Genomic DNA, 21,943 nt, shown 5'->3' with positions numbered 1-21,943 from the left:
GTCAGTCATTGCCACTGGGGCACCGCCCTCTTTGGTAGGTATACGCCATCTGCGCGCACGTAGAGAAAAGTTTACGTATCACTTCCCACGGAATGTGATGGCCACCACGTTATCTTAGCGACCGTGGCGGCGCATTTTAACGCCGGCCCGACGTGGCGCGCACCGCCGCCCCCGTAAAGCAAAGCTGACGGAAACCGACGAATAAAAAACGATCGCTGTTAATTTTTTGTTTTTAATTGGTTACGGGATAGTTTCTTGAAATAAGCGTGCGGCGGATCACCAAAGTTCCCCTTTACGTCAGCGTCGGCTTTTCTTTTCCAGGCTAACTGCCGGGTACCGCCAGGCAGGATTTAACGCGGCATCAAAAGTACCGGTAAACTCCCCCTGCGTCATGATAAATGCCAACGCGGCGCCGTTTCTCTGCTGATATTCCATCAAGGAAAAATACCGCCGCACTCCAATACACAATACCCCTACTTTTTATGTATTACTCAATCGCGTAAAGCGCCGAATACAAACCGCCCATTTTCCGGCTGCCAACCCTATCTTGAACAAGTCGACGCTTTAAATAACTGTTAAAGCTAACGACACAACATCGCCAGCAATTTATTTTTGCTGATTTTCGCCTGACAAAATAAAGATAAATAATCCGGAGCAATCAATGAAAATAACTATCGGGTCATTCATTCTGCAACAGCTTCACGCCCTGAACGTCGATCGTATTTACGGCGTGCCCGGCGACTATAACCTCAGCCTGCTGGAACTGCTGGAAAGCGACGACCGATTGGCGTTTATCGGCAACTGCAATGAATTGAACGCCTCCTACGCCGCCGACGGCTACGCCCGAATGAAAGGCGCCGGCGCGCTGATCGTCACCTACGGCGTTGGCGATCTGGCCGCGCTGTCCGGCATAGCCGGAGCCTATGCCGAATCCTCACCGGTGGTCTGCATCGCCGGCACGCCGCCGCTGCATGCGATGAAGAATCATCAGCTATTGCACCATACCTTGGGCGACGGCAATTTCGACAACGTCATGAACTGTTTTAAACAATTCACCGTCGCTCAAGCTTTGATTACGCCGGAAAATGCCGCGCAGGAAATCCCACGCGTTATTTCCCGCGCCTGGATAGAGAAGAAACCGGTCTATTTACAGCTGCCTTCCGATATTTGCGACGTCGAAATTGAAATCACCGCAGCCGCAGCGGCGCCGCAGTTGCCGGCCAGCGATAAATACAATGTGCAATTAGCGGCGATGGCGCTGTTAACCAAAATAAAACGCGCACAGCGCCCGATCATGTTGATCGACCAAATGGTGGATCGCTATCAGCTGCAGCAGCGGGTTATCGAGGTCGCTCATCGCTTTGCCATTCCGCTGACCAATATGCCGACCGCCAAATGCATTATTCCGGAAGATACCGCCGGTTGGATGGGCGGCTACAGCGGCAACCTGTCGCGCCCCGAACTGTATGAACGCATGGCCCACTCGGACTGCGTGCTGAGCTTCGGCGTGCGTCTGGTGGACTCCACCACCGGCTATTTCTCGCAGCAAATTCCCGCCGCCGCTCAGGTGGATATCCAACCGTTCTCGCTGAAGCTGGACAACACCTCCTACCCGGCGGTGGCGGCGGCGGATCTGCTGCAGGCGCTGCTGGATCTGAGTGAAGACGCGCCGGTACAGCCCCTGGCGCCGCTGCCCGATCCACGAGAGAAACTGGCGACGCCGAGCGATACCCCCATCGACCAGGCCTATCTGTGGCAACGGATCCAGCGATTTATCCGGGCAGATGACGTGGTGGTGGTGGAAAACGGCACCTCGGGCGCCGCCATCGGCGGCATGCGCATGCCCGGCGGTGTCAAGGTGGTCAACCAACCGATCTGGGGTTCGATCGGCTATACCCTACCGGCGCTGCTCGGCACCCTGATGGCGGCGCCGGAGCGCCGGCATCTGCTGTTCATCGGTGACGGCTCCTTCCAGCTCACCGCGCAGGAAGTGTCTACCCTGCTGCGCTGCGAGCAAAAGCCGATCATCTTCCTGATCAACAACGACGGCTACACCATCGAGCGGTATATCCTCGGCGAAAACTCGTCCTACAACGACATCGGCCCGTGGGACTACGCCAAACTGCCGGCGGTGCTGAATACTCAGGCGCAGCCGTTCAGCGTGGCGGTGGAGACCACGCAGCAGCTGGAAATGGCCCTGGAACGCGCCTCGCGGCAGGATCGGCTGGCGTTTATCGAGGTGAAAGTGCCGATGATGGACACGCCGCCGGTGATGAAAGAGTTCTGCAACCGCTGCAACAGCTTTAACTTCGGCCTGACCAACCCACGCCGCAGCGCCTGAGGCGCTACCGCGCCGCCGGTGGTTCAGGCCACCGGCGGCATTTTTTTATGTCGTTACCCGCCGGCGCGCGCCATGCAACGCTGGCGGCGTTCGTCCACCCGCTTGGCGAACCAGGCGGTGGTCAGCTTGCGGGTGATTTTCGGGCTCTCCAGCTGGATACCCGGCAGCATCTCACGCGGCAGCTTGCCGCCCGCCAACGCGTAGACCTTCTTATACAGGTCGGTGTCGGCAAAGCCGGCCGTGTCGCCTTTCTCGAGCGCCCGGCGAATGGCGCTGTCGCTCATGTTCAGGCGCTTGCCGAGCGTGCGCACCGCCAGCTCGGTCGAGCCGGGCTTGTCGCTGCCGAAATCGATCAGGTCGCCGTCCAGCGCCAGCGGAATCGCGCTCGCCCGGCTGACCGCGTTTTGGAACGCCGCGTTGCGGCTGGCGTACCAGCCGGCGTTGAAGTCAGCAAAGCGATAAATCGGCCGGCTGTAATCGACCGGATACCCCAGCAAATGCATAATGCCGAAGTACATGCCACCGCGCCGGCTGAAGACTTCGCGGCGAATCGAACCGTCGATCGTATAAGGGTACCCTTTGGCGTGCGCCTCGGCGAAGGCGACGCTCACCTGCATCGGGCCGCCGGTATGTACCGGGTTTAAATGCCCGAACAGCTTCTGCCCCATCGGCACGCGGTCGATCATGTCATCGAAGATATCGCTCAGATCCTTCTCGGTACGCACCTTATCCAACCGCTCGCTGTAGCTCTTCCCGTTCGACGACGAGATCTTCAACGCGGTGTGCACCAAAAAGTTCGGGATGTGCATCTGATCGGCACGGCGATCGATCTCCTTCCAGGCGATCTTCGGCAGCCCCGGCACCTGCGGGTTGGCCTGGAACGTCGACTCCTGTTCGGTCACCGCCAGCACCGAACACAGGTTCTCATCGCTCGGCTCGATGCCCTGCGCGGCGAAGGCGGCGGTAATATCGGTAGCCCAGCCCTGACGATCGCCGGCGTTGGCCGGGATCAGCGTCATCAGTCGGGCTTTGACGTCGGCGGGGCGCGCCGCCGGCGCCGTGGTGGGGGTTTTACTGGTACAGCCCGCCAGCGCCAGCAGCGCGGCCAGGCTCAGCCAACGGAAGGGCGTCGGGTGAAATAAACGAGGTATCGGCATCTTTTCCCTGAACGTGATGACATGAACAGCACTGAAATTAGCCCAGCCGCCGCGCACAATCCAGTATAAAGATATCGCCGCGCCTTCCCGTCAGGCCGCTATGTTCAAACGCCTCATAAAGATGTATTTTATATACATCATATAAATCACTTTGCTTGCCCAGCCAGAGGAGCCCCTTATGGAGCAGCAGCTGCTTTGCTATAAAACCCTGCCGGAATGGAACAGCGACACGCTGCCGGAAGCCTTCCGCCAGCGCCACAACACCCAGAGCGGCACCTGGGCGAAGCTCACCGTCCTGAGCGGCAGCCTGACGTTCGCCATGATGACCGAAGACGGCGCCACCACCGAGACCTGGCAGTTCAGCCCCGAAAGCCAGCCGCCGTTTATCGCACCGCAGCAGTGGCATCGCATCGTTTCCTTCTCGGACGACATGACCTGCCGGCTGGCGTTTTACTGCACGCCGGAAGATTACTACCACAAGAAATACGAACTGACGCGCACCCACTCTGAAGTGATCGAGGCGGCGGCGCGCATCGCGCCGGGCAAGGCGCTGGATCTGGGCTGCGGCGGCGGCCGCAATTCGCTCTATCTCAATCTGAAAGGTTTCGACGTCACCGCCTGGGACAAGCACGCGCCGTCGATAGACCGCCTCAATCAGATCATCGATGCCGAGCAGCTGACCCGCCTGAGCGCCAGCGTGCAAGATCTCAATACCCACCGCTTCAGCGGCGAATACGACTTCATCCTGTCCACCGTGGTGATGATGTTCCTCGAACGCCAGCAAATTCCGTCTATCGTGCAAAACATGCAGGACAGCACCGTGCGCGGCGGCCATAACCTGATCGTGGCGGCGATGGATACCGAGGATTATCCCTGCCCGCTGCCGTTCCCGTTCACCTTCAGCCCGGGTGAGCTGAAGCATTATTATCGCGACTGGGAGATCCTCAAATACAACGAAGACGTCGGCCAACTGCACAAGACCGACGCCGCCGGCAACCGCATCTCGCTGCGCTTCGCCACCCTGCTGGCGCGCAAGCTATAGCGCGTCGTGAAAGATCACCCCCAGCGTGTGGCGTTGGCCGGCGCGTATCCGGCTGACGCCGTGGCGCAGATTGACCCGATAGTAGCCTTTCACTCCCGCCACCGGCCGGTGATGCACCGCGAACACTACCGCGTCGCCCTGCTGCAGCGGCACCACCTCAGGCCGGCTCTGCATCCGCGGCCGCTGTTCGGTCAACACGAATTCGCCGCCGGTGAAGTCCCGTTCAGGGGCGGAGAGTAAAAACGCCACCTGCAGCGGAAACACCCGCTCGCCGTACAGATCCTGATGCAGGCAGTTGTAATCCCCCGCTTCGTAACGCAACAGCAGCGGCGTCGGCCGCCGTTGGCCGGCCCGGTGGCATTCGGCCAGGTAGGCCTCGTGTTCGGCGGGATAGCGCGCCGTCAAGCCCAATAAGGTATTCCAGCGGTTGGCCACCGGCGCCAGCCGTGCATACATCAGGCTGCGCACCTCGGCCACCGGTGGCGGCAGCGGATAGGCGAAATACCGGTACTCGCCGCGGCCAAAACCGTGCCGCGCCATCACGACGCGGCTGCGGAAGTGCGCATCGTGCGGGTAGAGCGCCGCCAGCTCGCGGCACAGGTCTTGGCTGAGCACGCCTGGCAACCGCGCGCAGCCCTGCGCATCGAGTTCGCGTTCAATCGCCGCCCAGTCCAATTCGGCCAGCCGCGCCGCCAGCGGGCCGCTCATCGCTGCGCCTCTTTTTCCAGCAAGGCTTGCTTGCGCTCGACGCCCCAGCGATAGCCGGACAGGGCGCCGTCGTTGCGCACCACCCGGTGACAGGGGATCGCCACCGCCAGCACGTTGGCGGCGCAGGCGCCGGCCACCGCGCGCACCGCTTTGGGCGCGCCGATGCGCCGGGCGATATCGGCATAGCTGACGGTTTCGCCGACCGGTATCGCCCGCAGCGCCTGCCAAACCCGCTGTTGAAACGCGGTGCCGCGAATATCCAGCGGCAGCACCAGCCCATTTTCCGGCGCTTCAATCAACCCCACCACCTGCGCCATCAGCGCTTCATACTGCGCATCGCCGCCGATCAGCTCGGCATTAGGGAACTTGTCCTGCAGATCCTGCACCAACCGCTGCGCATCGTCCCCCAGCAGAATGGCGCAGATGCCCACCTCGCTCTGCGCCGCCAGGATCTCACCCAGCGAACAGCGCCCGACGGCGAAATGGATGCGCATGCCTTTGCCGCCCGACCGGTAGGCCTTCGGCGTCATGCCCAGTGCGGCGTTGGCTTGCTGATAGAAGCGGCCGTTGGCGCCATAACCGGCGTCGAAGATCGCGTCGGTCACCGTCTCCTGCTGCGTAAGACCGGTGCGCAGCCGTTGGCTGCGCTGCGCGTCGGCATAGCCTTTCGGCGTCAGGCCGGTGATCGCTTTGAACAGCCGGTGGAAATGGTATTGGCTCAACCCGACGTGGCGCGCCAGCGTCTGCAGCGACGGCGCTTTCTCCGCCCGTTCGATGTAGCGGCAGGCCTCGGCTATCTGCCGCGCATGCTGCTCCGTCAACGGCGTCAGCCCCTGGCGGCAGCGTTTGCAGGGCCGATAACCCGCCGCTTCCGCCTGTTCGGCGTCGTCGAACAGCTCCACGTTTTGCCGGTTCGGCTGGCGTGATGGGCAAGAAGGTGAGCAATACACGCCGGTGGTTTTCACCGCGTAGATAAAGCGGCCGTCGGCGTGCTTGTCGCGGCTGACGATCGCCAGCCAGCGCGGATCGGCGCTGTCGATTACGTTTTTCATCATCCGTTCCTCACTGCGGTTTCGATGTTAACCAGCATAGTGACGGGCCGTTGGCGAAACACGCCGACTCTTGCTTTTTAATTCGGCGCCGACGTTTTCAACAATGTTTCGACAATTTTTAACCAACAACATGAAGTTTATTACGTTGCCAACCCGGTTGCACAGCGTTAGGATCGCGGCCGGCCACGGGCGTGGCCAGTGTTTTTGCCTGTTAGTTGCGCGCATGGAGAGGTTATTGTGTTAGAGAGTTTTGGCGTCCTGAATTTATGGACCTATTTGGCCGGGGTGGTCTTTATTATCATTCTGCCGGGGCCGAATACGCTGTACGTACTGAAAACCGGCGTATCGCGCGGCGTGCGCGCCGGCTACACCGCAGCGCTCGGCGTGTTCATCGGCGATGCGATCCTGATCTTCTGCGCCTATATCGGCGTGGCTTCGCTGATCCGCACCACGCCGTTCCTGTTTACCCTGGTGCGTTTTCTCGGCGCGATTTACCTGCTGTTCCTCGGCGCAAAAATCCTCTACGCCACCTTCGTGCAGAAGGCGCAGGCGCAACAGCAGCAGATTGAAGGCGGCCACAGCATTCTGCGCAAGTCGCTGACGCTGAGCCTGACCAACCCGAAAGCTATCCTGTTTTACGTGTCGTTCTTCGTGCAGTTCATCGATTTCAACTACGCGCACACCGGGCTGTCGTTCACCATTCTGGCGCTGATCCTCGAAGCCGTCAGCTTTATCTACATGAGCACGCTGATCTTCTCCGGCGCGATGCTGGCGCATTTCTTCAATCACAAGAAAGGCTTGGCGAAGCTCGGCAACGGCCTGATCGGCCTGCTGTTCCTCGGCTTCGCCACCCGTCTGGCAACCCTGAGTTCGTGATCCCTCCCGGCCGGCGCCCGCCGGCCGCGGTTTACTCGTTCGTCACGGCAAAATGACACGCAGGGCAAACCGAATGTCAGGCAGACCAAAGCCGCCGCTTTCCCGCTGATCTAGACTTGCAGGGTTAACGATAACCTGATGAGCCTGATCGGAGGATGTATGTCTGACAATACCGTAGCCGTGCTGGATAGCGTGTCGCGTTTTCTCGATCGTCAGCATGGGCTGTACATCGACGGCCAGTGGCGCGCGTCCGCCGCGGAAGGCCGCCTGGCGGTGTATAACCCCGCCAATGGGCAGCAGATCGCCACCACCGCCGACGCCAACGAACACGACGTCGCGCTGGCGGTGCAGTCCGCCCACAAAGCCTTCAGCGAAGGCGTCTGGGCGCAGCGCCTGCCGGTAGAGCGCGAACGCATCCTGCTGCGCTACGCCGATTTGGTGGAGCAACACGCCGAGGAGCTGGCGCAGCTGGAAACCCTGGAGCAGGGCAAGTCCATCAACATCGCCCGCGCCTTCGAAGTCGGCAGCACCCTGAACTGGATGCGCTACACCGCCGGTCTGGCGACCAAAATCACCGGCCAGACGCTGGACGTCTCCATTCCGATGCCGCCGGGCGCCAAATATCAGGTTTATACCCGTAAAGAGCCGATTGGCGTGGTCGCCGGCATCGTGCCCTGGAACTTCCCGCTGATGATCGGCATGTGGAAAGTGATGCCGGCGCTGGCGGCAGGCTGCTCCATCGTCATCAAGCCGTCGGAAACCACCCCGCTCACCCTGCTGCGCATGGCCGAACTGGCGAGCGAAGCCGGCGTGCCGCCGGGCGTGTTCAACGTGGTCACTGGCCGCGGCACCCTGTGCGGCAAGGCGCTGACCGAACATCCGCTGATCGCCAAAGTCAGCTTTACCGGCTCCACGCCGGTGGGCAAAAGCATCGCGCGCGCGGCGGCGGATCGCCTGACCCGGGTGACGCTGGAGATGGGCGGCAAAAACCCGGCCATCGTGCTGAAAGACGCCGATCCGCAGCAGGTGATCGAAGGCCTGATGCTCGGCAGCTTCCTCAACCAGGGGCAGGTGTGCGCCGCCAGTTCGCGGATTTATATCGAAGCGCCGATTTATGACCAACTGGTGGCCGGTTTCGAACAGGCGGTGAAATCGCTGTCGGTCGGGCCTGGCATGGACACCGGCGCGCAAATCAACCCGCTGGTGTCGCTCGCGCACCGCAACAAGGTGGCGGCCTACCTGGACGATGCCCGGGCGAAAAACGCCGAGCTTATCGGCGGCGCGGCCGGGCCGGATGCCAACGGCTTCTACATCCCGCCAACGCTGGTGATCAATCCGGACGACAGGCTGAACCTGACGCGCGAGGAAGTGTTCGGCCCGGTGGTTAACCTGATTCGGGTAGCGAGCGCCGAAGAGGCATTGAGCAAGGCCAACGACACCGACTTCGGGCTGACCGCCAGCCTGTGGACCACCAGCCTGCAGAAAGCGATGGCGCTGACGCCGCGCATCCAGGCCGGCACCGTGTGGGTCAACACCCATACGCTGATCGACCCGAACATGCCGTTCGGCGGGTTCAAACAGTCGGGCAGCGGCCGTGACTTCGGCCCGGATTGGCTGGATGCCTACACCGAAACCAAATCGGTCTGCATCCGCTATTGAGTGAGGCGGCGCGGGCCTGGCCCGCGCCCTGACTTATTGATATTGCCGGCGGTACTCGCTCGGCGACATGCCGAAACGCTGCTTGAAAGCGGTCGAGAAATGGCTGTGATCGGCGAAACCCCAGTCGAGGCCGACTCCGGCCAGCTTTTCCTGCCCGGCGGCACTGCGCAGCGCCTGCGCGCACAGATCCAGCCGGCGATTTCTGATGTACTGCGCCACCACCAGCCCCTGGCGGGCGAACAGCCGATACAGGCTGCGCAGCGACACCCCCAACTCGGCCGCCACCCATTCCGGGCGCAGCTGCGCCGACTGAATATGCCTGTCAATCAACGCCAGCGCCTTGTCGAAAACCGGCTGTTGCCCCTCCGGGCGCGCCTGTTCGAGCGCCAGCGCCGGGCGCAGCAGCGCCGCCAGCGCATTCAGCACCGCTTCGCTTTCCGCCGCGGCGAGCTGAGGATCCTGCATGCTGCTCAGCACCAGCTGGCGGCTGAGGCGCACCGCGCTGAGCTCTGCTCCGAGACGCTGGGCACAAGGCGGCGGCACCGGCAGGCAGCCGCGCGGCAACAGCAGTGAGATTTGGCGTGAATCGCGCTGGAAGGTGAAGCTGCTGGGCCGTGAGGCGTCGATCAGCGTGATGTCGCCGGGAGAGAGCACCGTCTGGCTCTCGCCCTGTTCCATCAACGCGCTGCCGCGCAGCTGGAAGACGGTAAAAAAGTGCGCGCCGTCGCTGCGGGCGATCTCGCGCGACGTGCGGTACAGCCGGGCCTGAGACACGTCGACCACGCTCAGGCGCAGCGCATGGGCGCGGAATTCCTGCATCGCCCCGCTGAAGCCCGGCCCCAGCGTTTTCGCGCAGAATCGGCCGCAGGCGGTGTTGATTTTCCCCAGCCACTCTTCGAAGCCGACGTCCCGGAGCGTTGCCAATGCCGTCATGATCTCTCCCTTCAAACAGCAGCGGTGCTGCGCCGTTGAACAGAAAAACACCATAACAATCCGTTAACACACAATCAATGGCGAGCGGGGGATTTGGCGCCGCGATCACAGTTCACCCGGCGCCCGTCATCAATCCGCCACGAAACCGTCATCTCATCGTCACAGGCCTCGCCAAAGATACAGACTGCTCCCCTTTCACTTTGACACCCTGGACATGACCCGATGAAATCGTTGCAGAAATCCGTTTTAGCGCTGTGTTTGTTTACCACCAGCGCCCTGGCCGCGTTCCACGCGCAGGCGGCAGAGGAAGCCCAACCGTTCACCACCGCGCAGCAGGTGGATCTGACCCACATCCTGCCGCCGCCACCGGCCAACGACTCGGCGCAGACCCAGCGCGAACTGCGGGAAGTGCTCGACATGCAGCAGAAACGCACGCCGGAAATGGCCAGCCAGGCCAAGGCGGATGCGGAAGAGAACGTCTGGGTGTACAGCAACGTGATGGGGCCGAAGTTCAACGCCAAAGCGTTGCCGGCCGTGAGCGCCTTCTTCGATCGCATCGTCGCCACCGAAGCGGCGGTGGTGGATCCGGCGAAAGATTTCTGGAAGCGCCCACGCCCGCATATGCTGGACAGCCGCATCGAGCCGATCGTCAAGCGCTCCAGCTCCGGCTCCTGGCCTTCCGGCCACACCACGCTGGGCACGCTGATGGGCATCACCCTGGCCAATATGGTGCCGGAAAAGCGCGCCGCCATTATGACCCGCGCCTGGCAATACGGTGACAACCGAGTGGTGGCAGGGATCCACTACCCTTCCGATATCGAGATGGGCCGCATCGCCGGCAGCGTGATCAGCCAGCAGCTTTCACAGCAGCAGGATTTCCAGCAGCAGTACCGGCAGGCGCGCGACGAGCTGCGTCTGGCGCTGGATTTGCCTGCGAAAAAATAGGCCCGGCGGCTAACACCGGGCCCTGACGGCCCGGTTTAAGGCTGCTTGTCCAACAGGTAACGCACCACCGCCGCGTACTCTTTGGCGTAGCCTTCGACGCTGGTGCTGGCCATGCCGGCATTGTCTATCTTGTATTTGCCTGCCACGTAGAACGATGGGGTGCCGCGCACCTCGAACGCTTTCACCGCTTCGTTCTGCTTGGCGATCAATCCTTTGACCAGCAGGCTGTGACGCGCGTTTTCATAGGTAGCGGCATCGATGCCGGCAGCCGTGAACACCCGCTGAATATCTTCGGCGCCGTTGACGGCGCGCTGTTTCTGCACCGCGTCGAACATCGCCCCTTCAATCTTGTCTTCCACGCCCAGCACCGTCGCCACCGCCCAGGCTTCGGTCAGCTCATTGCCCAGTTTACCCATCAGGCTGACGTGATATTTGGTGACTTTCTCACCGGCGGGCAGCGCCTGAGCAACGGTACTGCCTACGCGGTAGGTTTCGGCGAACTGATAGCAAGGGCCGCAGTAGAAGGAGAAAAATTCCACCACCGCCGGCGCGGCGGCCACCGGCTCATCCAGCCGGGTGTATTGCTCGCCCGCACGGTAATCCGCGGCCTGAACCGCGGGCAACGCCAACATCAATACGACGGCGGCGGCGAACGAACGTTTAACTTTTGCCAACATAAACACTCCTGGTTTCGATTATGAACATCGTCCTTAGCGGCGGTTTTTATAATCAAATAACCGGCAGAAGGCCAGTTTTTATTACCTTCTGTTTATGTGGGATTCAGTCAGCGCCCTTCGTAGCCGTCCCAATAGGCACCTACCGCTTCCTGCGACAGCACCTGGCGACGCTTAGGATTGTCGGAGCCGCTGTAGGCGCGATTGATGAAAATGGTCTTGTGTTCCATGTTCTGCTGGAATTCCGGGCTGGCCAGATAGTCGGCCTTTTTCTGCGCCTCGCTGCGCGCTACGCCCGCCGCGCGATCCTTTTTCCCCTGCTGGTAGAACTGTTCGAACATCGGCACGGCGTTTTTAATGCTGCCGTTCACATCGGTGCGGAATTGCGGATCGAAGTCGTCGCGCGTTTGATAAACGTAATGCTTGGCGTGCAGCTCGGCGCTGCTGAGGTGGTGGGTGCAGGCGCTGAGCGCCAACAGCGGCAACAACAGCGCCGCGCTTTTCAGTTTTTTCATGTCGTCTGTCCCTGTCAGTGAGGAAGGTCCTTTAGCGCCAAGAGCATAGCGCCGGCCCCCGGTGAACGTCAAACGACAAAAAAAATCGCATCATATTGTTTTATATTAATATTATATACATTGATTGGTATTCATTGCCCGAAACACTATGCTTTAACAGACAGGGTAAACACTCACCGACAGCGAGGCGGCCAATGAAACCGATCGACAAAAACGTGGGGGAGTACGACCTCACGGCGGAAAAAAAAGCGGGCATGATCACCGGCACTATCCGCGGTGAACTGCCGGACAGCGACGCCAACCTGCCGCTGGTGCCCTTCTCCGGCACCTTCGCCGGCCCGAGCGTGGCCGACGCCATCGCCGATATCCAGCAACAGTTCCCCGACATCGAACCGGCGATTATCGACGACTTGCGCGAGGAACTGCTGAAGGCCGGGTTCTAAATCGGATCGCGGTGCCGCACGAACGGGCTGTAGACCGGCGCGCCGGGCTTCAGCGCCAGATCGGCGTCAAAATCGTCATTGCGGTTGAACGGTACCGCCGGCCAAGCGGCAAGATCGCTTAAGCCTTCCCGATACGCCTGCGTCACCTGCGCCAAAGCGGCGTTCTGCGCCCGCAGCTCCTCGCCCGCCAATCCGCCGCGCACGCCATAGACCAGGAACGGCTCCAGCACGCTAAAGCCGATATAGTGCAGCGCATGCATGATCGGCCACAGCATCAGCCGCATATCGCCGTCGCGCCCGTCCGGCGCGCAGGCCTGAGCGGAAGCGCCGGCGGTAACGGTCAGCAGCGCCCGTTTGCCGCTCATCACGCCGTTCTCATGGCGGTGGCGGCTGTCGTACACCCCGCCGTAAACGAACACCCGATCCATCCAGCCTTTGAGGATGGCCGGCGCGCCGAACCACCAGAAAGGGAACTGCAGCACCAGCGTATCCGCCCAGCGCAGCAGCTCGATATGCCGCCGGATCTCCGCCGGCAGCGCCTGGATCGTCCAGTGATGGCGCTGCTCCTGCATAGCATCGAACCTGTCCGCCTGCTTTCTGCTGGGGTAATGGCCGGCGCCTTCGCGCGGATCAAACCCCTCCTGATACAGATCGACCGTCTTCACCTGGTGCCCCTGCGCCAGCCAGGCCTGCCGCGCCTGTTCGGCCAAATGGGCATTGAAAGAATGTGGCTCGGGGTGAGCCAGCACAATCAGCACGTTCATCCTGTTTCTCCCGCGGTAAGGTGGTGCTGCTATGCTGTGGCTTTATCGCATCCTTGGCAATTACGCACCTGAAGGTAACCCCCCATGGCCTATCCCGGCGACGTCTATTCGAGTAAATGCTCCGCGCGCGATGCGCTGGCGCTGATTTCCGGCAAGTGGGTGATGCTGATCCTGCCCGCGCTGGCGCAGCGGCCGATGCGCAACGGCGAGCTGCTGCGCCGCATCGACGGCATTTCACAGAAGGTGCTGACGCAAACGCTGCGCCAGCTGGAACGCAACGGGCTGCTCGAACGGCTGGATTTAAGTGAAAAGAATCAGGCGCATGTGGAATACCGGCTCAGCGCCGTCGCCTGCTCGCTGGTCGAGACGCTGACGGCGCTGGACCGATGGGCGGAATACCATTTCCCCGAGCTGGACGCCGCCCGCGAGCGCTATGATGCCGACCGCAAGCGCGCGGCCGATTAAAGCGGTTTGGCCCGCAGCGTCTCGCCGCTGCGCACGAAGTTGCCGGCCCCCAGATGATGAATCGTATGCAGATCCGCATTGGCGGCGGTGAAGTTCCAGCGCCCCTGCTGGAACACCCGCTCGTCCGCCGCCGCGCTCAGCACCTCGCCGAAGCAGGTGTCGTATTTTTCCTGCGCGCCGCTTTCCGGCAATAAGCGGCACTCCAGCCACGCCACGCAGCCCTGTTCGATCAGCGGCACCTGCAGGGTGGCGCTCGGCACCGCGGCGATGTGGAAGCGGGCGAACTTGTCGTCATCCAATCCGGACACGCTGCCGACCGCGTAGGTGGCGTCGATGAACATGGCCGCCGGTACGCAAATGCCGAATACGCCGCTCTCCTCGATCATTTGCCGGCTGTGCGCCCCTTTGTCCACCACGATGGCGATGCGCGGCGGGCTGAACTCCACCGGCATCGACCAGGCGGCGGCCATCACGTTGCGTTTGGCGCCGTCGCGGCTGCGGCTGGTGATCAATACCGTCGGGCCGTGGTTCAGCAGGCGGCTGGCGTGTTCGAGGGCGACAGGGCGAAAGTGGCTCATCGGGAAATCCTTGCGAGTGACTGATTGCCCAGCAGTGTAGATCTGCGCTGTGGCGGCAGGCAACGCAAGGCGCACAGAATGCGCAGCTGAGGCGCTTGTTTCCCGTCGCGCCATCCGTTATCTATAGTTAAATCAATTCGCCGCTAACGGCTCCCCCCACCTGAGGATCTTGCCTTGACGTTTTCAAAACACCCTATCGCCGCGCTGGCGCTGGCAAGCGCCGGCCTGCTGTCGGCGGGCAGCGCGCTGGCCGCTTCCGATGCGCTGGTGTACTGCACCGTCGCCTCGCCGGAATCGTTCAACCCGCAGCTCTCCAGCTCCGGGCCGACTTTTATCGCCACCTCGCAGGTGCTGTACAACCGCTTGGTAACGCTGCGCGAAAGCGATAAAACCCCCGCCCCTTCGCTGGCCACCGAGTGGAGCGTCAGCCCGGACGGCAAGACCTACACCTTCACCCTGCGCCAGGGCGTAAAATTCAACAGCAACAAATATTTCACCCCAACGCGCGACTTCAACGCCGAAGATGTGGTGTTCACCGTGATGCGGCAGAAGGATCCCGCTAACCCGTATCACAAGGTCTCCGGCGGCAACTATGAATACTTCACCGACATGGGCCTGGATAAACTGATCGCCAAGGTGGAAGCGGTGGACGAGCATCACGTACGCTTCACGCTGAGCCAGCCCAACGCCGCCTTCGTCGCCGACTGGGCGATGGATTTCGCCTCAATCCTGTCCGCCGAATACGCCGACGCCATGCTGAAAAAGGGCACGCCGGAATACGTCGACAACTGGCCGATCGGCACCGGGCCGTTCGCGCTGCAGCAGTACAAGCAAGATTCGCTGATCCGCTACATCGCCAACCCGCACTACTGGCAGGGCGAAGTGGCCAGCAAGCATCTGATCTTCTCGATTACGCCGGATCCGCAAACCCGGCTGGCCAAGCTGAAGACCAACGAATGCCAGATCATCCCCGCGCCGCTGCCGGAACAGTTCGCCGCCATCAAGGCCGACGGCAACCTGCAGCTGCACGACATCACCGGGCTGAACGTCGGCTATCTGGCGTTCAACACCCAGAAAAAACCGTTCGACAACCTGCTGGTGCGCCAGGCGCTGAGCTATGCAGTGGACAAGAAAGCGATCGTCGCCGCAGTGTTCAAAGACAGCGGCACGCCGGCCAACTCGCTGCTGCCGCCGGGCATGCTGGGCTACAACGATAAACTGCCGGAGTACGCCTACGATCCGCAGAAGGCGCGCGAGCTGCTGAAGCAGGCCGGGCTGGAGCAGGGCTTTGAGACCGACATCTGGTCGATGCCGGTACAGCGCCCCTACAACCCGAACTCGAAGCGCATCGCCGAGATGATCCAGAGCGACTGGGCGAAGGTGGGCGTGAAAGCCAAGATCGTCACCTGGGAGTGGGGCCAGTATCTGGCCGGGCTGCGCAAAGGCGAACAGCAGAGCGCGCTGTACGGTTGGGTGTCGGACAACGGCGATCCGGATAACTTCGCCACCCTGCTCGGCTGCGCCGGGGTGCAGAGCGGCGCCAACGTGGCGCGCTGGTGCGATAAGGATTACGACAGCCTGATCCAGCAGGCGATTCAGGAAAATCAGCCGCAGGCGCGCGCCAAGCTGTATCAACAGGCGCAGGTGATCTTCGCCAAACAGGCGCCGTGGCTGCCGCTGGCCACCGGCAAAGTGTTCTACGCCACCCGCAGCAACCTGAGCGGCTACGTGGTGGACGTGAACGGCAGCGACTTCGCCAAGGCCAAATTGAACTGATCCCAGGCGCCGCGGCGAGAGCTGCGGCGCTACCCGCCTCATCGCTTAATAAGCTGCCAGCCTCTGAACCTACCGCGCATTAACTTCACAACTTACGATGCCAGCTCCCTCCCCTGCCGCCAGGCATTTAATCCACTAAGTTCATAGCTTAATAAGCGGCGTAATCCCTGGCATTTTGCTTAAACTGCACGCAGGCGCTTTCCTCGCCTGTAACATTTCGTTACCATCGGCACACAGACCCTTTAACATCAAAAGGTAACCCGGTGCAGAACACCTACATGCCGTGGCAAATTCGCCTGCACTGGCTGGTGGCGATCCTGCTGGTCATCACCTGCGTCACCATCGAGCTGCGCGGCTTTGCCGAACCGGGCAGCGCCCCCTGGTACGTGCTGGTTGTCACCCACTTCAGCTGCGGCGTAACGGTGTTTGCGCTGATGATCGCCCGCCTGTTCCTGCGCTGGCGCCACCCTTCGCCCGCTATCGTGCCCAAACCGCCGAAGTGGCAAACCGGCCTGGCGCACCTGACGCACACCCTGATTTACCTGCTGCTGCTAACGCTGCCGGTACTGGGGGTGTACTCGCGCTATCTGGGCGGCAAGGAGTGGTATCTGTTCGGCCTGCCGATGCCGTTCGCCGACGTGGCGGATCGGCCGCAGGCGCGGATGATTATCGGCTGGCACAAAACGCTGGCGTCGTTCGGCTACTGGCTGATCGGCCTGCATGCTGCCGCCGCGCTGTTCCACCACTATATCGTCAAGGACAATGCGCTGGTGCGCATGCTGCCACTGATGAAAAAGCGCTGACTACCCGGCGCCAGGGATGAATTTTCGGGCCACGCCCGCTGACAGGGAATGACATGCAAACCCAATTTTTTCATGTGACCGTCGAGCAATGCGCTAGCCAACAGACGGCGCCCGACAACCTGGTGAGGATCATCGCTTCCGGCCAGACGTTCTTTTTTTACCGTGACGACTTCAGCGACAGCGAAAATCTGCTGGCCAGGCTCGCCGCCGGCGATCGGGTGAAGATTGGCGCCCACCGCCTGCAAGACGGCAGCTATTGGCTGCACTGGCTGCTGCACGGCACGAAAGGCCGGCTGGAGCCAGACAGAACGCTGAAATACAAGCTGAAATACTTCGCCCTGCTGGTGCTGGGCGCGGCGCTCACCGGCGGTTTCCCGGCGGCCTTTTTCATCATGGACCGGGAAGATTCCTGGCTGACTATTGTCCTGTTCTTTATCGCCATCATCGCCGGCCTTATCGGCATCGGCCTGGTGCTGTTCGTCGGTTCGGAGCTCCTGCTGATCGCGCACCGCGGCCGCAGGCGCCTGCTCAGGGCGCTGGATCGCGTGCTGCTGGGGCAAGACGTCACGCCGCCCGGCTCACTCAGCCTGAAAATTTCCGGCATCAAATACCGGGCCGTCCGTGCAGACGCAACGCCAGTGCCCACAACGCAACAAACCGAGTTCCCCCTCCCTGACGGCGTCGAGGCCTCCGGCATCGAGACGGTCAACGCCCTGAGCTACGAACTCCTCCACTATGAGATCCCGCGGCAGGTGCAGTATTTGGACACTTATGCGTGGCGCCAGAAGGAGACGCACTTCGCGTTGACGACCCGCGCGCTCAACGTCCCCAATACCAAACTGCATCCGGTATTTCGTCGGCAACATCCGCTTTTCATCGCCAAAGGCGATTCGCTGCAGGTGCTGTATTGCGAGAACGACACCGTCCCCGAGCTGCCTACGGTGCGTGGGATCATCAATCACCGCGATCGCCAGACCTATCTCATCGGCGGCAGCCGCTACTTCACCGAAGCCGGCCTTAACCTGAGCGCGCGCGTCGTCTTCATCCTCGGCGCGATCATGATGTGTTTGATGCTCGGCCTGATCGTGTGGGATAACGCCGATACCCCAGCGGGCGTTTACCTGGATGCCTGGACCCTGAAGCGCCTCGGCAGTGAATTGCCGCCGATTCTGCTGCTGCTGATGCTGATGATCAGCGGCCTGGCGCTGCTGATCGAGGGCTTCGCCCAGATCTGTCGCCTCTACGCTTTTGAGCAGCACCGCACGTTTAAGACGTTCAAATACCTGCGCAATCTGCGCCGCAGGCTATGGCGGCAGGAGCAGGTGACGGAGCTGAAATGATGACGTTAGCGCTTTATAAAAGACCCCTTATTATCCTGACGCTGTTTTTGGCCAGCGCGCTGGGCGTCTATTTTCTCGCCCCTGAACAACGCTATGCGCAGTGGCAATGGACTCAGAGCGACGAGGCCTTGCCGACGATAGCCCGTTACGATCTCATCCACAGCTACCCGGCGCAGGACGGCGCTCTGCTGCTCATCAGCAAAAGGAGCGAACGCGGGGCTTACAATAGCTTTTACGGCTGGGCGGCCAACTACCTCAGCCAGGTGTTATTCACCGGCCCGAAGGGGCTGCAGATGCTGGGGCAACTCGACGAGTTGATCTACGATGCGGTTTGCGTCGAGCAGGAGTGCGTGCTTTTTCTGTCCAAGGGACGCAGGCTGGTCGATGTGCAACGGGGCACCATCGGGCCACTGATCCCCTGGCCGGAGGGTGACGACAACCTGCCTTCCTTTATCGGCGGCAAACTGGTGGCGCAGCCGGGGAAACGCGCGCTGTATTTCATCAGCAACGAAGGCGTATTCTACAGCCCGGACTTTGGCGCCCATTGGCGGCAAACGCTGGACCTGCCGGCACAGTTGGAAGCGCGGCAGCTGCTGGGCTTTGAGCGCGGCGAGGAGGACTCACCGACGGCTAACGCCTCCGGTAAGCGCAAATCCATGCCCGAGATCTTTACCGCCGTTGATGGCGATCGCGTGCTGTTTTGGATGAACCCGGTGCTCGGTTCCGGCGCCTTGCACATCGCCGTTAACGGCAAAACCGGCGAGGTGGCCGAACCGCATTGGCTCGCGGTGCGCGTCAAGGAAAGCGCGCAGGCTCCGGATGGCGGCATCTACCTGATCGCGCAAACGCTGGACAGAGGGCTATATCAGATCCTGCGCTATCAGTCCGACGGCCGGCTACAGGTGATGCTGGAGACCGGTTACAAGTCGCTGTATCAGCTGTGGGCCGGCAACAAAACGCTGGTCGCCCAAACGGATAACGGCGATGCGCGCCTTTCGCTGATTTTCGATCTGCGCTCATCCGACGTGCGCTACCGCCAGCCGTTGGAGTATAGATACAACGGGCGCGACGACGCACGTCAGACCGTGATCGAACCGGAAAGCCACTATGGCGATGACGGGAAGACCCCGCCACTGCCCTACTTCGTTCGCTATCGTTCCACCACGCCGTGAACATGAGGAACCTGCCATGCTGCTAGGTTATGGCGCCGGCGCCGCAGGATTGCTGGCGCTGTTGTTGGCCCTGCTGCTCACCGGTATCCTGCTCACCTGGTGGGGCTGGCGCTACATCGCCGCCCGCTGCGGCCGACCGCGACCGCCGCTCTCCTGGGGCGGCTATCTGCTGGCCTCGGCGCTGGCGGTCTACCCGGTGGCGTGCGCGCTGATGCTGATCGGCATGGCCATCCAGGACATCAAGAGCCAGCGGGCGGAAGAACGCTGGAATCAACGCAGCTACCTGACGCTCGACGAGGCAAAACCGTTTGGTGAAATCACGCTGCCGAAGGGAAGCTGGGTAAATCGCCAGGAGCCACGCCTGCCCGGCACCGAAGACAGCCCCATCACGATGGACGGCGTGACCGCCGTGCGTTTTCCTCAGCCGCAGAGCGTGGCCGGCGTGCCGATCATCGCCTTTGAGGTTTTACCGCCGGTGATGGAGCTGGCGAGCGCGCACACCTTTACCCGCCCGAGCGGCCAAAGGGTGCGCTGCGAAGCCGGTTTGCTGGTCACCTTCTTGTTGCCGCCGGATCGGCCGGCTCCGCAATGGGAGGAGTGGCAGGCCGGGCTGCCTGCGGCAGCGTTTCGGCCCAGCAGTTGGGCCTTTAGGGAGTGCTTCTCCGGCAGCCCGATCGCCGTACTGACCTTGCACAACGGCGAAGTCAGGGTGCTGCCCTAAGCCTTACGCCGTGGCGTTGGGCAAGCGCACGGTCACGCGGTTATTGGCCGTGGGCAGCTGCAGCGGCGCTTCCTGCCAGCTCACCGCGATAACCAAGACCGGCGGCGCCGCTACGCGCGGCGCACGCCCGTCGGGCCCCACGCCGTAGGCATCCCATTCAATCACGAACACCCCGCCGTCTTGCGGCTCGACCCGCTCGACGAAAAAAGTGGTGTCCGAACCGCGCCCGCCCGCCGGTTTGTGCGCGTGAGAGAGCAAGCTGAACCACTCGCCGGCGAAGTGCAGATGGTACAGACCATCGACGATATGCTCACCGTGGAACTGGCAGCCGCCGACGCTCAAGCCGTCGCCCGCCGGGGATTCCGCCACGCGATCGAGATCGCGCACGAAGAGATTGGTCGGCCTGTGATCCAGCAACAGCTCATAAGGCGGCGCATGCAGCAACGCGGTAGGATCGTCCGCATGGCGCAAATCCGTCGGCAACATCGAGCGCGCCGCCAGCGCCCGCCCGCTGGATAAGGCGATCGCCAGACGATCCGCCGGATCCTCAGTCCACTGAGGCACCCACAGACCGCGCAGCTGACGCAGCGGCGTAGCCTCCGCCTGCCGACACCTCGCCCGCAGCCGCGCCAGCGCCTCAGCGGAACCGGCGGCCAACGCGTCCTGCTCGCCATCGGTCAATGCAGGCAGCGCGTACACCACTCGGGCGGCAGGCTCGTACACCGTCAGCCCCTCACCCTCGCGGCTGCGGGTCGGGATCAGGCGCAGCTTGCCGCCGTCCACGTCCTGCGGCGCGGCACAGGCGCTATGCACAATCGCCCCGTCACGCAGCAGCAGCGTCCAAAAATTGGGGCCGCCCATGCCCAGCTCCCCCACGCCGCCAATCTGCCGATCGCTGTCGCCGGCGTGCGCCATCTCAATCGGCTGCGAGCGCCAGTCGGTCTTGCGCCATTCTGCCGCCTCTGCGGGGTCTTGCGCGCTTTTAGCGGCGTACTTCGCCCATTGCAGCACGGCAAACAGCGCGATGCACAGCACGCCGAAAACCGGGTGATCCTGCCAAATCAACAACCAACCGACGATCAAAAGGGCCCAGGCGGCCATGGCGATATCCTTTTCCACGAGAAAACCGCCTGATTCTAGCTCAGGCGGTTAGCGGGGTTGAAAAATATCGCCATCAGGCCAGGCGCTATTTGCCCTTGGCCTGGAACAGCTGGTTCACCAAGGTCGTCGCCGGCATATCCAGCGCCCCGTACAGTTCACCGGCTTTGGCATCGCCATTATCCCCCAGCCACTCTACTCCCACCGTACCGTAATCCGTCGGGATCACTCCGGCCTGAATCAGCCGAGCCATTCCCGCTTCATGCTTGGACTGGTTGAAAGTGCCGGAGGCATCGATCACCACATAGGTGTCGTACCCCGCCACTTTGGCAGTGATCGCCGGGAACCCGGCACACACTTCCAGCGATACGCCGGCGATCACGATCTTTTTGCGGCCGGTGGCCTCGACCGCTTTGCGCACGTTTGCATCGTCCCAGGCGTTGACGCTGTGGCGATCGATAATTTTCACACCCGGCAACGCAGCCTTGAGCTCCGGAATGATCGGCCCGAACGGACCGTTGGCACCGGTCGACGTCACGACCACCGGGATCCCCATCACCTGGGCCGCTTTGGCGAGCGCCACGACGTTATGCTTCAGCGTCGCGCTGTCCATATCACGCACGCCGGTGATCAGGCCGATCTGATGGTCAACCAACAACAGTACCGAGTTGTTGCGATCCAACAGCTGCAAAGGGCCAGACGCCTGCTGCGTCTGAGTATGTGGCTGCGACGCAGCCGGCGCGGCGAAGGCCGGCTGCGCCGCCCCGGCCATCGCAATGGCCAAGGCCAACGTGCGGTAAAGGGTTTTCATGATGCTTATCCTCATTTCAACAATGGTGTGCCTGCAGGATAAAACCGCATCAATGAGGGTTAAATAGGCG

The 21,943-nt window shown here is 61.9% G+C and carries 22 protein-coding genes; 12 read left to right on the top strand and 10 right to left on the bottom strand.

The genetic code is table 11. From position 1 onward, the window contains the following. Positions 1-661 precede the first annotated feature (661 nt). Positions 662-2,341, top strand: a complete 1,680-nt coding sequence (locus AC4PR2_RS03975; protein ID WP_330113312.1) for an alpha-keto acid decarboxylase family protein — start codon at positions 662-664, stop codon at positions 2,339-2,341. Between the two features lie 53 nt (positions 2,342-2,394). On the opposite strand, the gene AC4PR2_RS03970 is transcribed toward AC4PR2_RS03975, so the two are convergent. Next, positions 2,395-3,498, bottom strand: coding sequence for a DUF1615 domain-containing protein (locus AC4PR2_RS03970; RefSeq protein WP_492174907.1), 1,104 nt, complete (start codon positions 3,496-3,498; stop codon positions 2,395-2,397). A gap of 178 nt (positions 3,499-3,676) precedes the next feature. Here AC4PR2_RS03970 and tehB point away from each other — a divergent pair, with 178 nt between their 5' ends. Beyond that, positions 3,677-4,540 carry an SAM-dependent methyltransferase TehB gene (gene tehB / locus AC4PR2_RS03965; RefSeq protein WP_197658118.1) on the top strand — a complete coding sequence of 288 codons (864 nt, stop codon included), beginning with the start codon at positions 3,677-3,679 and terminating at the stop codon, positions 4,538-4,540. Here the strand turns inward: tehB and AC4PR2_RS03960 are convergent. After that, positions 4,535-5,248 carry a 2OG-Fe(II) oxygenase gene (locus AC4PR2_RS03960; RefSeq protein WP_197802454.1) on the bottom strand — a complete coding sequence of 238 codons (714 nt, stop codon included), beginning with the start codon at positions 5,246-5,248 and terminating at the stop codon, positions 4,535-4,537. The two genes, tehB and AC4PR2_RS03960, sit on opposite strands and share 6 nt — an antisense overlap. Next, a complete protein-coding gene (gene ada, locus AC4PR2_RS03955; protein ID WP_337046506.1) occupies positions 5,245-6,300 on the bottom strand; it encodes a bifunctional DNA-binding transcriptional regulator/O6-methylguanine-DNA methyltransferase Ada in 1,056 nt (351 codons plus the stop codon). The genes AC4PR2_RS03960 and ada overlap by 4 nt, the downstream gene beginning before the upstream one ends. Before the next feature lie 237 nt (positions 6,301-6,537). Here ada and leuE point away from each other — a divergent pair, with 237 nt between their 5' ends. After that, positions 6,538-7,176 (top strand): leucine efflux protein LeuE, encoded by a 639-nt coding sequence (gene leuE, locus AC4PR2_RS03950; RefSeq protein ID WP_016928933.1) that lies wholly within the window; start codon positions 6,538-6,540, stop codon positions 7,174-7,176. 159 nt (positions 7,177-7,335) lie between these two features. Further along, complete coding sequence (locus tag AC4PR2_RS03945; RefSeq protein ID WP_492174906.1) at positions 7,336-8,835, top strand: aldehyde dehydrogenase family protein; 1,500 nt, start codon at positions 7,336-7,338, stop codon at positions 8,833-8,835. Positions 8,836-8,868: 33 nt separating this feature from the next. Here AC4PR2_RS03945 and feaR read toward each other — a convergent pair whose 3' ends face one another. Further along, entirely contained in the window at positions 8,869-9,768 is a 900-nt protein-coding gene (feaR, locus tag AC4PR2_RS03940) for a transcriptional regulator FeaR (protein ID WP_060440616.1), read from the bottom strand. Between the two features lie 222 nt (positions 9,769-9,990). On the opposite strand from feaR, the gene AC4PR2_RS03935 reads away from it, so the two are divergent. After that, the gene (locus AC4PR2_RS03935; protein WP_201965183.1) at positions 9,991-10,713 is read left to right on the top strand and encodes a phosphatase PAP2 family protein; all 723 of its coding nucleotides are present in this window, start codon (positions 9,991-9,993) and stop codon (positions 10,711-10,713) included. Between the two features lie 35 nt (positions 10,714-10,748). Here AC4PR2_RS03935 and AC4PR2_RS03930 read toward each other — a convergent pair whose 3' ends face one another. Together AC4PR2_RS03930 and AC4PR2_RS03925 are read right to left on the bottom strand one after the other, a co-directional pair. Beyond that, entirely contained in the window at positions 10,749-11,390 is a 642-nt protein-coding gene (locus tag AC4PR2_RS03930; protein ID WP_492174905.1) for a DsbA family protein, read from the bottom strand. A gap of 107 nt (positions 11,391-11,497) precedes the next feature. Then, positions 11,498-11,902, bottom strand: a complete 405-nt coding sequence (locus AC4PR2_RS03925) for an Exc2 family lipoprotein (protein WP_060440617.1) — start codon at positions 11,900-11,902, stop codon at positions 11,498-11,500. Positions 11,903-12,096: 194 nt separating this feature from the next. Between AC4PR2_RS03925 and AC4PR2_RS03920 the strand changes: the two genes are divergently transcribed. Next, positions 12,097-12,345 (top strand): hypothetical protein, encoded by a 249-nt coding sequence (locus tag AC4PR2_RS03920; RefSeq protein ID WP_038873128.1) that lies wholly within the window; start codon positions 12,097-12,099, stop codon positions 12,343-12,345. Here AC4PR2_RS03920 and AC4PR2_RS03915 read toward each other — a convergent pair. Continuing rightward, entirely contained in the window at positions 12,342-13,109 is a 768-nt protein-coding gene (locus AC4PR2_RS03915; RefSeq protein WP_070915491.1) for an NAD(P)H-dependent oxidoreductase, read from the bottom strand. The two genes, AC4PR2_RS03920 and AC4PR2_RS03915, sit on opposite strands and share 4 nt — an antisense overlap. An 84-nt stretch (positions 13,110-13,193) precedes the next feature. Here AC4PR2_RS03915 and AC4PR2_RS03910 point away from each other — a divergent pair, with 84 nt between their 5' ends. Beyond that, entirely contained in the window at positions 13,194-13,574 is a 381-nt protein-coding gene (locus AC4PR2_RS03910) for a winged helix-turn-helix transcriptional regulator (RefSeq protein WP_038873124.1), read from the top strand. Here AC4PR2_RS03910 and AC4PR2_RS03905 read toward each other — a convergent pair. Next, a complete protein-coding gene (locus tag AC4PR2_RS03905; protein WP_070915489.1) occupies positions 13,571-14,152 on the bottom strand; it encodes a flavin reductase family protein in 582 nt (193 codons plus the stop codon). The genes AC4PR2_RS03910 and AC4PR2_RS03905 overlap by 4 nt on opposite strands. A gap of 174 nt (positions 14,153-14,326) precedes the next feature. Here AC4PR2_RS03905 and AC4PR2_RS03900 point away from each other — a divergent pair, with 174 nt between their 5' ends. From AC4PR2_RS03900 to AC4PR2_RS03880, 5 genes are all read left to right on the top strand, one after another. Continuing rightward, positions 14,327-15,928: an ABC transporter substrate-binding protein gene (locus AC4PR2_RS03900; protein WP_055312975.1), complete on the top strand. Its 1,602-nt coding sequence runs from the start codon at positions 14,327-14,329 to the stop codon at positions 15,926-15,928. 278 nt (positions 15,929-16,206) lie between these two features. Continuing rightward, entirely contained in the window at positions 16,207-16,731 is a 525-nt protein-coding gene (gene cybB, locus AC4PR2_RS03895) for a cytochrome b561 (protein WP_072265465.1), read from the top strand. A gap of 53 nt (positions 16,732-16,784) precedes the next feature. Further along, positions 16,785-18,071 carry a hypothetical protein gene (locus AC4PR2_RS03890; protein ID WP_197802447.1) on the top strand — a complete coding sequence of 429 codons (1,287 nt, stop codon included), beginning with the start codon at positions 16,785-16,787 and terminating at the stop codon, positions 18,069-18,071. Then, positions 18,068-19,243 carry a hypothetical protein gene (locus AC4PR2_RS03885; protein ID WP_197802445.1) on the top strand — a complete coding sequence of 392 codons (1,176 nt, stop codon included), beginning with the start codon at positions 18,068-18,070 and terminating at the stop codon, positions 19,241-19,243. The genes AC4PR2_RS03890 and AC4PR2_RS03885 overlap by 4 nt, the downstream gene beginning before the upstream one ends. A 16-nt stretch (positions 19,244-19,259) precedes the next feature. Continuing rightward, the gene (locus AC4PR2_RS03880) at positions 19,260-19,964 is read left to right on the top strand and encodes a hypothetical protein (RefSeq protein ID WP_197802444.1); all 705 of its coding nucleotides are present in this window, start codon (positions 19,260-19,262) and stop codon (positions 19,962-19,964) included. 3 nt (positions 19,965-19,967) lie between these two features. Here AC4PR2_RS03880 and AC4PR2_RS03875 read toward each other — a convergent pair whose 3' ends face one another. Beyond that, positions 19,968-21,083 carry a hypothetical protein gene (locus tag AC4PR2_RS03875; protein ID WP_337046369.1) on the bottom strand — a complete coding sequence of 372 codons (1,116 nt, stop codon included), beginning with the start codon at positions 21,081-21,083 and terminating at the stop codon, positions 19,968-19,970. Positions 21,084-21,150: 67 nt separating this feature from the next. Beyond that, positions 21,151-21,873: an isochorismatase family protein gene (locus AC4PR2_RS03870; protein WP_195873684.1), complete on the bottom strand. Its 723-nt coding sequence runs from the start codon at positions 21,871-21,873 to the stop codon at positions 21,151-21,153. Positions 21,874-21,943 lie beyond the last annotated feature (70 nt).

This window comes from Serratia sp. A07 (assembly GCF_058725505.1).
This window is presented reverse-complemented; position numbering and strand designations above follow the sequence as displayed.

Bases quoted from the DNA above. Each gene is read 5' to 3' on its own strand.
- AC4PR2_RS03975 (WP_330113312.1), top strand. From the start codon at position 662: ATGAAAATAACTATCGGGTCATTCATTCTGCAACAGCTTCACGCCCTG.
- AC4PR2_RS03970 (WP_492174907.1), bottom strand. From the start codon at position 3,498: ATGCCGATACCTCGTTTATTTCACCCGACGCCCTTCCGTTGGCTGAGC.
- tehB (WP_197658118.1), top strand. From the start codon at position 3,677: ATGGAGCAGCAGCTGCTTTGCTATAAAACCCTGCCGGAATGGAACAGC.
- AC4PR2_RS03960 (WP_197802454.1), bottom strand. From the start codon at position 5,248: ATGAGCGGCCCGCTGGCGGCGCGGCTGGCCGAATTGGACTGGGCGGCG.
- ada (WP_337046506.1), bottom strand. From the start codon at position 6,300: ATGAAAAACGTAATCGACAGCGCCGATCCGCGCTGGCTGGCGATCGTC.
- AC4PR2_RS03945 (WP_492174906.1), top strand. From the start codon at position 7,336: ATGTCTGACAATACCGTAGCCGTGCTGGATAGCGTGTCGCGTTTTCTC.
- feaR (WP_060440616.1), bottom strand. From the start codon at position 9,768: ATGACGGCATTGGCAACGCTCCGGGACGTCGGCTTCGAAGAGTGGCTG.
- AC4PR2_RS03935 (WP_201965183.1), top strand. From the start codon at position 9,991: ATGAAATCGTTGCAGAAATCCGTTTTAGCGCTGTGTTTGTTTACCACC.
- AC4PR2_RS03930 (WP_492174905.1), bottom strand. From the start codon at position 11,390: ATGTTGGCAAAAGTTAAACGTTCGTTCGCCGCCGCCGTCGTATTGATG.
- AC4PR2_RS03925 (WP_060440617.1), bottom strand. From the start codon at position 11,902: ATGAAAAAACTGAAAAGCGCGGCGCTGTTGTTGCCGCTGTTGGCGCTC.
- AC4PR2_RS03920 (WP_038873128.1), top strand. From the start codon at position 12,097: ATGAAACCGATCGACAAAAACGTGGGGGAGTACGACCTCACGGCGGAA.
- AC4PR2_RS03915 (WP_070915491.1), bottom strand. From the start codon at position 13,109: ATGAACGTGCTGATTGTGCTGGCTCACCCCGAGCCACATTCTTTCAAT.
- AC4PR2_RS03910 (WP_038873124.1), top strand. From the start codon at position 13,194: ATGGCCTATCCCGGCGACGTCTATTCGAGTAAATGCTCCGCGCGCGAT.
- AC4PR2_RS03905 (WP_070915489.1), bottom strand. From the start codon at position 14,152: ATGAGCCACTTTCGCCCTGTCGCCCTCGAACACGCCAGCCGCCTGCTG.
- cybB (WP_072265465.1), top strand. From the start codon at position 16,207: ATGCCGTGGCAAATTCGCCTGCACTGGCTGGTGGCGATCCTGCTGGTC.
- AC4PR2_RS03890 (WP_197802447.1), top strand. From the start codon at position 16,785: ATGCAAACCCAATTTTTTCATGTGACCGTCGAGCAATGCGCTAGCCAA.
- AC4PR2_RS03885 (WP_197802445.1), top strand. From the start codon at position 18,068: ATGATGACGTTAGCGCTTTATAAAAGACCCCTTATTATCCTGACGCTG.
- AC4PR2_RS03880 (WP_197802444.1), top strand. From the start codon at position 19,260: ATGCTGCTAGGTTATGGCGCCGGCGCCGCAGGATTGCTGGCGCTGTTG.
- AC4PR2_RS03870 (WP_195873684.1), bottom strand. From the start codon at position 21,873: ATGAAAACCCTTTACCGCACGTTGGCCTTGGCCATTGCGATGGCCGGG.